This is a genomic window from Nonomuraea harbinensis, from assembly GCF_019396385.1.
Lineage (GTDB): Bacteria > Actinomycetota > Actinomycetes > Streptosporangiales > Streptosporangiaceae > Nonomuraea > Nonomuraea ferruginea.
The window spans coordinates 1-10907 of record NZ_JAHKRN010000099.1 but is presented as its reverse complement, the minus strand read 5'-3'; the positions used below and the strand labels follow the sequence as shown (position 1 = coordinate 10907).

Below are 10907 nucleotides of genomic sequence, written 5' to 3'. Positions count from 1 at the left end.
AAAGGGTGTCGTCCCTCTCACCTGACCGTCCACCTGGACTTTACGTGTCCGTCTACCTGGAGATTTCATGGCCGCCAGCCTGGATCAGGCTGGCCGCCCACCTGGAGAAATTCCTGACCGTCCACAGGCGCTCGTCACCATGGCACTGAGCGGCCGCTTCACCAGGTCTCTCAGCACCTGGCCGGTCTCGATGCCCGCCCGTGCCGCGTATCAGGACCGGGACGCCGCGGTGAGCTTGTCGGCGTCGGGGGCGTAGACGGTCATCCAGTGCGGACGCAGCCGGTAGTAGACCACGTCGTCGTCCCAGTCGAAGGAATCGTCGCCGTAGAAGCTCTTGAGGTAGGCGAGCAGGTCCGGCCAGCCCGCGTCCCGTTCGCCGTGCCGGGGGTTGAGGATCTCCACCGTGCCGTGGGTGAACACGCCCAGATCCTCCCCGCGCATGTGCGCGGCGCTGACGGCGGGACGGGCGGCGAGGTGGCGCGCCTTGGCGGCGCCGGGCGCCGTGCCGAAGTGCCACTTTCCGTGCAGGAAGTGCCCGTCCACACCGCTGATCCGCGGCTCGCCCTTCGCCGTCACGGTCGAGAGCGCGAGGGTGCACATGCCGGTGAGGACCTGGGTGAGCTGCTCCGCCGTCAGGGTGCGCTCGGTGGTGACGATCGAGCGCAGGTGCGAGGTGGAGCGGGAGAGCGAGGCGTCCAGGAGGGCCTGAAGCTCCTTGAGATCTTCTGGTGTTTCGCGCATTGCGGTCCTTGTCTGTCCGTGGTGCCCGGCCCCCGTCGGTGCCGACCGGTGAACCCATGATCGGTCTGAAACCCGACGTCCTATGTCATGTTTTCCATCCGTCTTGAGGACGCCATCCCGGGGGCGATCACGGTGGCCGGGCCGTCCACGACCTGCGCGGCCTCAGCCGGTGAAGGTGGTCAGCGGCCGGTCCGGGGACCGGCCCGGCCGCGAGGTTGCCGCGCTCACGCATCCCGGCACGGCCGGTTCAGGCTCCGGATGGCGGGCGATGAGCGGGTCGCGCACGTCGGCGGGCCGGTCGGCGAGCATCACTCATCCATCGCGCGTACGGACTGGGTCAGGGGTGCGCGTTCCGGTCGAGGCCGAGTGTGGCGATGAGGTCTTCGTGGAGCTCGAACCAGACACGATGGCAGGAGTCGACGTCGGTGCGGTCGACCCAGGCTCCGTCCCCGGCCCGGGCGCGGGTGAGCGCGGCGGTGAAGCGGGTGTCGTATCCGCGCAGGCGCGTCAGCACGTTCCCGAGCCGGTCGGCGAGCGGCGTGAGCGCGTGGCCGACGGCGGCGAGCTCGCGCAGCACCGCGGCGTCCCAGGCGGGGTCGGAGTGGTCGTTGGTGGCGAGCCGGTCGCCGGCGGCGGGCCGGAGCTGCCAGTCAGTGCAGGCTTTGCGGAGGCGGCCGTTCAGCGGGAGGAACGCGCGGTAGACGGCCTGGACCTCCTCGGCGCCGCCGACCCGGGCGAGCTCGGCCGCGAGCAGGCGCTCGTTCTCGGCGCGGCCCCGCTCGGTCAGCGACCAGCCTCCGTCGCCGGCGAAGGAGGTGTGCGCGACCCAGCCGCGTGCCTCGGCGTCGAGCAGCGCCTCTTTCGTCTCGGCCGGGTCCAGCCCGTACCGCCGGGCGAGCACCGGCGTGTCGGCGAACCCGGTGATGCGCACGGCGTGCAGGACCAGGAGGTCCGGCGAGGAGTCTGGTGTCATGAGTCGGAGTCCTGTCGGGTCGTCAGGCGGATGTATCGCTGCTGGCACGCCTGCGGGGAGTTGAACCCCATCGCGTGCGCCATCTGCGCCCAGGTCAGCCCCGCGGCGCGGGCCGTGAACAACAGGCCGGACTCGAGTCCTTCGACCTCGGCGCGGGCGGCGGGCAGGAGGGCGAGCGCGCTCAGGATGCCCTCCGGCCCCAGGTCGGCGGAGCGCCAGAGGGCGAACTGCGCGAGGTCGACCGCCGACGGAGGGACGGGTGCGGGCCGCCACGGGCGGGCGCCGATCGCGTCCGCCCCCAGGCTCAGGAGATGCTCCCGCGCGTCCTGCTCGCGGCGCGCCTGGGCGTGGTCGTCGTGCGCGCCGCTACCGGGGTCGTGGTTGCGTGCCATGCGCCTCATGCTCCACACTCAACGAAACGTTGTCAATTTTTCGTTGAAAGGACGCGCGTGATCGTACCCCTCAAGGAGGCCGTCGCCGAGACGTGCGGGGGCAAGGCCGGCGCGCTCGGCGCGTTGCTCCGCGCGGGCCGGCCGGTTCCCGACGGCTTCGTCGTCCCGTTCGCCGTCTACCGCGCCGCCGTCCGCGACCTGGGCCTCGCAAGCCTGGACGGCGACGCGGCCCGGCGGGCGATCGAGGCGTGTCCCGTCCACGCGAGCGTGATCGACGCGCTGGGACGCGGGCTCGGCGAGCTGGGCGATCCGCCCGTGGCGGTGCGGTCGTCGGCGGCGGGCGAGGACACCGGGCAGGCGTCGGCGGCCGGTCAGCACGAGAGCTTTCTCGCCGTGCGCGGGGCCGGCGACGTCGGCGATGCCGTACGTGCCTGCTGGGCCTCGCTGTTCTCGGCCCGCGCCATCGGCTACCGGTCCGCCGCCGAGCCGCCCGGTGATCTGGCCATGGCCGTCATCGTGCAACGTCATCTGGACGCCGAGGTGGCCGGGGTCATGTTCACCCCCGCGGACCCGGACGGCGCGACCGAGATCGAGGCGGCCTTCGGCCTCGCCCCGAGCGTCGTCGGGGGCACGGTCACCCCCGACTCCTACCGCGTCGCCGCGGACGGGCCGGTCACCCGCACCGTCGCGGACAAACGCACGCGCCTCGACCGGCGCGGCGCGCGGCTCGTCACCCGCGACGTGCCCGCCCGTACGCGGGATCGACCGGCGATCGACGACGCGACCGCCACCCGGCTGGCCGGGCTCGGGAAGGACATCGCCGCCGAACTCGGCGGGCCGCAGGACATCGAGTGGGCGATCGCCGGCGGCCGCGTCTGGGTTCTGCAGGCGCGGCCGGTCACCGCGACACTCCCGCCACCGGCGCCTTCCGGCGCCCCGGCCGGCGCGCTCACCGGGACCCCGGGCAGCCACGGGACCGTGACCGGCACCGCGAGGATCGTCCGGGGCCCCGGCGACTTCGCGCGGGTGCGGCCGGGCGACATCCTCGTCTGCCCCTTCACCGACCCCGCCTGGACGCCGCTGCTGCGCATCGCCGCCGGTGTCGTCACCGAGACCGGCGGCGTGCTCTCGCACGCGGCGATCGTCGCCCGCGAGCACGCCATCCCCGCCGTCCTCGGCGTCCGGGACGCGACGGGCAGCCTGCGCGACGGCGCCGTCATCACCGTAGACGGCACCGGCGGCACCGTCACGACGACGGACACGTGACCGGACCTTCCACCACAGAGAAAGGGGAAGCGGGCCGCGCGCCCGCGCCTGAACATGCCGACACGACACCTTTATCTGGCACGCCACGGCGCGGCCGACGCGTTCGGGGAACTCACCGGCGTCGGCCGCCGGCAGGTGGAGCTGCTGGGCGAACGGCTCGCCGGCCTCCCGGTCGGCGCCGTGTGGCACTCTCCGCTGTCACGCGCCGCGGCGAGCGCGCACGAGCTCTCCCGGCATCTGCCGGACGTGCCCGTGGCCGAGGCCGCCGAACTCGTCGACCACGTGCCCTACGTGCCCGCCCCGGCCGAAACACCGCCGTCCTGGGCCGGCTTCTTCGACGGCTACGACGAGACCGAGGCGGCCTCGGGCCACCGGCTGGCCGAGGCGCTGGTCGCCCGGTTCGCGAAGGCGCCCGAGAAGGCTCAGCCCGACACCCACGAGGTCCTGGTGACGCACGCCTACCAGATCGCCTGGCTGGTGCGGCACGCGCTGGACGCGCCGCCGTCGCGGTGGCTCGGGCTCAACAGCGCCAACACCGCGCTGACGGTCATCGAGTATCGGAGCGGGCTGCCGCCCACGGTCGTGATGTTCAACGACATGAGCCATCTTCCGCCCGACCTGCGCTGGACCGGCTTTCCCGGCGGCGTGCGGCCGTGAGAGGTCCGCGCCGCTAGCGGGGGGTCAGCAGGCAGAACTCGTTGCCGTCGGGGTCGGCCATCAGCACCCGGCCGCCTTCGGGCCGGCCGGCGTCGAGCCGGGTCGCTCCGAGGGAGACGAGACGGTCGGCCTCCGCGAGCTGATCCCCGTCCGCGGGCGGAGCGAGGTCGAAGTGGAGCCTGTTCTTCCCGTTCTTCGGCGCGACCGGCGGACCACCCCAGGTGATCTTGGGGCCGCCGTGCGGCGAGCGGATCGCGGTCTCCTGGTCCTGGTCCCAGACCAGCGGCCAGTCCAGCGCCGCGCTCCAGAAGTATCCGACCTCCTGCGAGCCGTCGCACGCGAGCGCACCGATGAACCCGCAGTCGGCCAGGAACTTGTTGCCCGGCTCGATGACGCAGAACTCGTTGCCCTCGGGGTCGGCGAGCACCACGTGACCGTCGTCCGGGCTCTGCCCGATGTCGATGTGGCGGCCGCCGAGCTCGAGCGCCCTGGCCACCGTCCGCTCCTGCTCCTCGGAGGACTGGCTCGTCAGGTCGAAGTGGATCTGGTTCTCGGTGGTCTTCTTCTCCTGGGACGGAAGACACCGGATCTGGAACCCGGTGTCGTCGCTCGGCAGGAGCGTGACGCCGTCGCGCGTCTCCCAGCCCAGGATCTGGGCCCAGAAGCGGGCGAGACCTCGCGGGTCGTGCGCATCGAAGCAGAGCGCGATGAGCTGGGAAGGCATCCGGTGTCTCCAATCCGCCGACGCGTGACGGCGGCAACGCTAACCCGCCCGGCGACCGCGACGCCAACGAATATCCGGCGCGGTGGAGCCGTGCCAGAAGCCGGCGTAGCGGCCGCCGCGGCGCAGCAGTTCGTCGTGGCCGCCTTCCTCCACGATCCGGCCGCCGTCCAGGAAGACGACGCGGTCGGCCCGCTGGACGGTACGCAGCCGATGCGCCACCATCACCACCGTGCGGCCCGCCATCAGGCGTTCGACGCCCTCGTGCACGGCCGCCTCGTTGACCGGGTCCAGCGCCGAGGTCACCTCGTCCAGCAGCACGATCGGCGCGTCCTTCAGCAGGGCGCGCGCGATCGAGACCCGCTGACGCTCGCCGCCCGACAGCAGAGCGCCGCCCTCGCCGACCTTCGCCGCCCAGCCGCCGGGCAACCGCTCGATCACCTCGTCCAGCCGCGCCGCCGTCGCCGCCGCCCGCAGCTCGGCCTCGCCGGCGTCGGGACGGCCGAGCCGTACGTTCTCCTCGATCGTGCCGTCGAAGAGGTAGACGTCCTGGAAGACGATGGCGATCCGCGACGTCAGCACCTCGGTGCCGACGTCGCGCACGTCGGCGCCTCCCACCCGCACCGCGCCCCCGTCCACGTCGTGGAACCGCGCGATCAGCTGCAGCAGGGTGCTCTTGCCCGCGCCCGACGGCCCGACAACGGCGAGCCGCTGTCCTTCCGGTACGGAAAGGAACAGGTCGTCGATCACCGTGCGGCCGTCCTGGCGGAAGGTGACGGAGTCGAACTCCAGGCCATGGTGCGCCGGCCGGACCGGGTCGGAGGCCTCCGGCAGCGGCTCGGTGCTCAGCACCGCGTCGAGCCTGCCCAGTTCGGCGCGCGCCGCGCGGAGCTTGCCGCCGAGGTCCGACAGCGACAGCAGCGGATCGGCGCAGCGGGCGGCGAGCACCAGGATCGCCAGGAGCTCGGCGGCGCCGATGTCCCCGCCGAGCGCGAGGTAGGCGCCCAGGGCCAGCAGCGCGGTGAACACCGCCTGCACCGTGAGCGTCAGCCCCAGCACGCCCGGCAGCGCCGACAGCACGGTGCGGCGGGAGGCGCGCTGGAGTTCACGCAGCGAGTCGTCCAGCAGCCGGAAGCGTTCGCCGGTCCGGCCGCCGGCCCGCAGCACCGGCTGGGCCTGGAGATACTCGATGACGCGCCCGGTGGCCTCGTGGCCGCGTTCGTGCCGCTCGGCGTCGGACGCGGCCATCGAGCGTCCCGTCCAGACCTGGATCGCCGCCACGACCGGGGCGGCGGCCAGCGCGGCCAGCCCCAGCCGCCAGTCGAAGCCGAGCATCACCACGACGATCGTCAGCGGGGTCACACAGGCCGAGACGTACGGCCCCAGCAGGTGCGCGAGCACCCCCATCGCCTCCAGGACGCCGCGGCTGGCCAGCACCGACACCTCGCCGACGCGGGCGCCGCCGTACCAGCCGATGGGCAGCCGGGCCAGGTGGTCGCCGAGCCGGTGGAACATGCCGCGCAGCAGCACGGTCGCGCCGCGCATGCCGGACAGGTCGCTGAGGTAGCGCAGCACGGCGTAGACGGCGACCGCGGCCCCGAACGCGACCAGCCAGGGCCGGGCCCCGCCCGGATCGCCGCCGAACAAGGCGCGCAGCACCGGGACGAGCAGCCCGTAGGACAGGCCCTCCACCATCGCGGTCACCGTCATCAGGGCCACGGTGCGGCGCACCGGCCCGGCGTACTCGGGTCCCAGCACGCGCATCAGCATGCGGATCATCGAGGCTCTCCTCCTCGCTGCAGGGCGGTCGCCGACCGGTAGGTCCGCGAGAACGCGGCGAACTCCCCGTCCCGTGCCAGCAGCTCGGCGGGGCTTCCCCGCTCGACGATCACCCCGTCGTCCAGCATCACGATCGTGTCGGCGTCGGCGATGGTCTCCAGGCGGTGGGCGATGACCAGGATCGTCCGGTCGTCCTTCAGGGTCGCCAGGGCCCGGCGCACCGCCTGTTCGGTCCTCGGGTCGGCGAAGGCGGTCGCCTCGTCGAGCACCAGGACGGGCGCGTCGGCGAGCAGCGCGCGGGCGATCGAGATCCGCTGCGCCTCGCCGCCCGACAGCCCGGCCTCCTCGCCGATGACCGTGTCGTATCCGCGAGGCAGTTCGGCGATCCGGTCGTGGATGTCCGCCAGCCGGGCGGCGCGGACCACGTCGTTGAAGCCGGCGTGCGGCACCGCCAGTGCGATGTTGTCCATCACCGAGGCGCGCAGCAGCCGGACGTCCTGGAAGACGAAGGACACCATCCGGTAGAGGTCCCGGCTGCCGATCTCGCGCAGATCGACGCCGCCGAGGGTGACCGACCCGCCGGTCGGGTCGTAGAACCGGGGCAGCAGCTGGACCAGCGTGGACTTCCCGCTTCCTGACGGCCCGACGACCGCGGTGACCGTGCCGGGCTCCAGCACCAGGTCGATCCCGCGCAGCACCTCGCGGCCGGCTTCGTAGCCGAAGCGGACGTCACGCAGCTCCACGCGGTGCCCCCGGGGTCCGGCCGGGTGGACGGGCTCGGGCAGCGGCGGCACCGCGAGCACTTCCTTGATGCGGCCGACCGCGCGCCGGGCGGCCTGCATGTCGTCGAAACCGTGGCCCAGAGCCGCCACCGGGGCGGTCAGGCCCAGCCCGAGCAGCAGGAAGGGCAGCAGGTCTGCCGGGGGCAGGTCACCGGAGGTGATCAGGGCCGCGCCGCCGGCCAGCACGGCCAGCAGCACGAACGGCGGCGACAGCGCCAGCTGCATGCCCGCGGCGATCACCGACATGCCGCGCACCCAGCGGAAGAAGACGGCGACGAACTCGTCCACGGCCGTCACGAACCTCCGGTGGGCGCGCTCGCCCGTGCCGAACGCCTTGACCACCGCGATGCCCCGCACGAACTCGACCACCGTGTTCGCGACCCGCCCCATGGCCGCGTCGAACGCCTTCTGCTCGCGCAGCCGGGCCGGAGTCATCATCAGCGGCACCAGCGCCACCGCCAGCACCACCGGGACCAGGGTGATCAGGGTGAGCCGCCAGTCGACGGCGAACAGGTAGAGCAGCGACACCAGCGGCACCACGAAGGCGGCGACGAGTTCGCCGGGGGCGTGGGCGACGAACGGGTGCACGGCGCTCACGTCGTCGCCGACGACCTTCGCCAGCTCGCCCGTACGGCGCCGGGAGAACCAGCCGATCGGCACGCGTCCCAGCCGCTCGGCCAGCCGCCGGCGGAACGCCAGCTGCACCCGGTCGTCGAGCAGATGTCCGATGCCGGACGACGCCGCGGTGAACACCAGCCGGACGAGCAGGCCGGCCGCGCCCGCGATCACCACGATCCGGACGTGGCCGTGATCGAGCGGGCCGGGCGAGAGCAGGGCGCGGCCCAGTTCGGCGACCGCCAGCAGCGGCGCCAGGCCCGCGACCGAGCCGATCACCTGCAGGACGACCACGGCGGCGAAACTTCCCAGGTAAGGGCGTAACAGCCCCACCGGTGGTGGCGCGGACCGCTGCCTCGTTGCGAGTTCGGGAGCCATGCAGAGCATCCTCCCGGCCGCCACTCCCGCGGATCAGCCGCCATCCGTCGCACATCCCGCACGGATCACGCGCCGAACGGCGCACGGTACGGGGGGAGGGCGTGACAAAGAGGGATCACCCACCTCTTGCCACTTTCAACGTATAGCGGACAGGGGGGCTTGCGGCAAGACCCGGGTCGTACCGCAGAATCGTCGGCCGACACGCGAGCTCGACAATGGGGGATTCCATGATTGACGTGATCATCGCCGGTGGCGGGCCGACCGGCATGATGCTGGCCGCCGAACTGAGGCTGCACGGCGTGCGCGTGGTCGTGCTGGAGAAGGAGACCGAACCGACGCCGAACGTCCGTTCCCTCGGCCTGCACGTGCGCAGCATCGAGGTGATGGACCAGCGCGGCCTGCTGGAACGCTTCCTGGCGGAGGGCCGGAAGCACCCGCTCGGCGGGTTCTTCGCCGGCATCGCCAAGCCGTCGCCCGGCCTGCTGGACACCACCCACCCCTACGTCCTCGGCATCCCGCAGCCCGTCACCGACCGCCTGCTGGCCGAGCGCGCCGCCGAACTCGGCGCCGACGTCCGGCGCGGCCGCGAGCTGACCGGGCTGAGCCAGGACGAGCACGGGGTGAGCGCCGAGCTGGCCGACGGCGGGCGGCTGCGCGCGCGCTACCTCGTCGGCTGCGACGGCGGCCGCAGCACGGTGCGCAAGCTGCTCGGCGTCGGCTTCCCCGGCGAGCCTTCCAGGGCCGACACGCTGCTGGGCGAGATGGAGGTGGGGGTGCCGCAGGAGACGGTGGCCGCCGTGGTGGCCGAGGTCCGCAGGACCCAGCTGAGGTTCGGCGTCGGGCCCTTCGGCGAAGGCGGCCTGTATCGGGTCGTCGTGCCCGCCGAGGGGGTGGCCGAGGACCGCTCGGTCCCGCCTGGCCTTGAGGAGTTCAGGCGGCAGTTGCGGAAGGTCGCCGGCACCGACTTCGGCGTGCACTCACCCCGCTGGCTGTCCCGCTTCGGCGACGCCACCCGGCTGGCCGAACGGTACCGGACCGGCCGGGTGCTGCTGGCCGGCGACGCCGCGCACGTCCACCCGCCGATGGGCGGGCAGGGGCTCAACCTCGGCATCCAGGACGCGTTCAACCTCGGCTGGAAGCTGGCCGCCGAGGTCACCGGCTGGGCGCCGGAGGGGCTGCTGGACAGCTACCACGCCGAACGGCACCCGGTGGCGGCCGACGTGCTCGACAACACCCGCGCGCAGGCGGAGCTGATGTCCACCGAGCCCGGCCCGCAGGCGGTGCGCCGGCTGCTGTCGGAGCTGATGGACTTCGAGGACGTGAACCGCCACCTGATCGAGAAGATCGTCGCGATCGGGATCCGCTACGACCTCGGCGAGGGTCACGAACTGCTCGGCCGGCGGATGCGGGACGTGCCGCTGAAGAACGGCCGCCTCTACGAGCTGATGCGCGGCGGCCGCGGGCTGCTGCTCGACCGGACCGGCCGGCTCTCGGTGGAGGGGTGGGCCGATCGGGTCGACCACGTCGTCGACGGCAGCGAGGAGCTGGACGTGCCCGCAGTGCTGCTGCGGCCGGACGGCCATGTGGCGTGGGCCGGCGACGACCAGCGGGAGCTGACCAGCGGGCTGTCCCGGTGGTTCGGCGCCGCGGCCGGCTGAGCGCTACCCGCTCGTCCTCCATTCGTCCAGGTGGGCGTCGATGAACGCCCGCATCGAGGTGGGCTCACGCCCGGTTATCCGCTTCACGGCCGGCGAGAGCTCGGCGAAGCCGCCGTGCCGGACGCGGTGGTAGAGGTCGTCGAGGATGCCCGCCGTCCAGGGGTCGAGGCCGTGCAGGGTCTCCTGCGGGGGCGGGTCCTCGGCGCGGATCCGGTGGCCCAGGCGCGCGGAGAGCTCCCGCGCGACGGACGCGACCGGAACCGCCTCCGGGCCGGTGATCGTGTGCGCCCGGCCACGGTGATCCTCCGGCGCGCCGAGCGCGGCCACGGCCACGTCGGCGATGTCGCGCGCGTCCACCCACGCGATCGGGCCGCCGCCCGAGGGCAGGCTCAGGACGCGGTCGTCACGGATGGCGTCCCGGTAGAAGCGGGGGTCGGTCAGGACCTGATGGAACCAGGACGGGCGCAGCAGCGTCCAGGAGGCGGCCCGGGTGACGACCGCGTCCTCGGCCCGGCGCGCCCAGTGGTCCGGCGCGAGCGATTCGGCCCCCTGCTCGGACACCAGGACGACATGGGCGTCCGGGTTCACGTCGACCAGGCCGGCCATGAGGTCGGGAGCGGCGGGCAGGTCGGGGCGCACCAGGTAGATCGCGTCCACGTCCGCCGCCTCGCGCCAGGTGGCCGGGTCGTGCCAGTCGAAGCGGACCTGATCGGCGGCGGGCCGCGACGACCCGGCCCGGACGAGGGTCCCGGAGCGGCGCAGCCGGGCCGTCACCTCGCTCCCGGTCTTGCCCCGGGCCCCGGTCACCAGCACCGTGCGGGTCACTAGGGCACCCTCTTTCTCGCAGGCACCACTACGGTGCTTGGTGAAGGGACTCGGCGGGAGCCGGGGTGACGGTCTGGTTCGGTCGCCGCTCGACGGCCTGTATGACACCACCGCCCCCGG

General features: G+C 73.3%; 11 protein-coding genes. 3 read left to right on the top strand and 8 right to left on the bottom strand.

The genetic code is table 11. The annotated features are described in order from the left end of the window. Nucleotides 1-210: 210 nt before the first annotated feature. From KME79_RS43855 to KME79_RS43840, 4 genes are all read right to left on the bottom strand, one after another. Nucleotides 211-741, bottom strand: coding sequence for a pyridoxamine 5'-phosphate oxidase family protein (locus KME79_RS43855; protein ID WP_219552526.1), 531 nt, complete (start codon nucleotides 739-741; stop codon nucleotides 211-213). Between the two features lie 162 nt (nucleotides 742-903). Beyond that, the gene (locus tag KME79_RS43850; RefSeq protein WP_219552525.1) at nucleotides 904-1050 is read right to left on the bottom strand and encodes a hypothetical protein; all 147 of its coding nucleotides are present in this window, start codon (nucleotides 1048-1050) and stop codon (nucleotides 904-906) included. Nucleotides 1051-1078: 28 nt separating this feature from the next. Continuing rightward, a complete protein-coding gene (locus KME79_RS43845) occupies nucleotides 1079-1714 on the bottom strand; it encodes a transcriptional regulator (protein ID WP_219552524.1) in 636 nt (211 codons plus the stop codon). After that, entirely contained in the window at nucleotides 1711-2106 is a 396-nt protein-coding gene (locus tag KME79_RS43840) for a DNA-binding protein (RefSeq protein WP_219552523.1), read from the bottom strand. The genes KME79_RS43845 and KME79_RS43840 overlap by 4 nt, the downstream gene beginning before the upstream one ends. Before the next feature lie 57 nt (nucleotides 2107-2163). Here KME79_RS43840 and KME79_RS43835 point away from each other — a divergent pair, with 57 nt between their 5' ends. Both KME79_RS43835 and KME79_RS43830 read left to right on the top strand, forming a co-directional pair. Next, nucleotides 2164-3372, top strand: coding sequence for a PEP/pyruvate-binding domain-containing protein (locus KME79_RS43835; protein WP_219552522.1), 1209 nt, complete (start codon nucleotides 2164-2166; stop codon nucleotides 3370-3372). 54 nt (nucleotides 3373-3426) lie between these two features. Continuing rightward, complete coding sequence (locus KME79_RS43830) at nucleotides 3427-4029, top strand: histidine phosphatase family protein (RefSeq protein ID WP_219552521.1); 603 nt, start codon at nucleotides 3427-3429, stop codon at nucleotides 4027-4029. A 13-nt stretch (nucleotides 4030-4042) separates the two neighbouring features. Here KME79_RS43830 and KME79_RS43825 read toward each other — a convergent pair whose 3' ends face one another. From KME79_RS43825 to KME79_RS43815, 3 genes are read right to left on the bottom strand one after another with little or no spacing between them, the layout of a single operon-like run. Beyond that, the gene (locus KME79_RS43825) at nucleotides 4043-4753 is read right to left on the bottom strand and encodes a VOC family protein (RefSeq protein ID WP_219552520.1); all 711 of its coding nucleotides are present in this window, start codon (nucleotides 4751-4753) and stop codon (nucleotides 4043-4045) included. Nucleotides 4754-4792: 39 nt separating this feature from the next. Then, nucleotides 4793-6529, bottom strand: coding sequence for an ABC transporter ATP-binding protein (locus tag KME79_RS43820; protein WP_219552519.1), 1737 nt, complete (start codon nucleotides 6527-6529; stop codon nucleotides 4793-4795). Then, nucleotides 6526-8304, bottom strand: a complete 1779-nt coding sequence (locus tag KME79_RS43815; protein WP_246641404.1) for an ABC transporter ATP-binding protein — start codon at nucleotides 8302-8304, stop codon at nucleotides 6526-6528. The genes KME79_RS43820 and KME79_RS43815 overlap by 4 nt, the downstream gene beginning before the upstream one ends. Before the next feature lie 227 nt (nucleotides 8305-8531). Between KME79_RS43815 and rox the strand changes: the two genes are divergently transcribed. Then, a complete protein-coding gene (gene rox, locus KME79_RS43810) occupies nucleotides 8532-9962 on the top strand; it encodes a rifampin monooxygenase (RefSeq protein ID WP_219552515.1) in 1431 nt (476 codons plus the stop codon). 3 nt (nucleotides 9963-9965) lie between these two features. Here the strand turns inward: rox and KME79_RS43805 are convergent, their stop codons facing one another. Continuing rightward, nucleotides 9966-10787: a Rossmann-fold NAD(P)-binding domain-containing protein gene (locus tag KME79_RS43805; protein ID WP_219552513.1), complete on the bottom strand. Its 822-nt coding sequence runs from the start codon at nucleotides 10785-10787 to the stop codon at nucleotides 9966-9968. Between the last annotated feature and the right edge of the window lie 120 nt (nucleotides 10788-10907).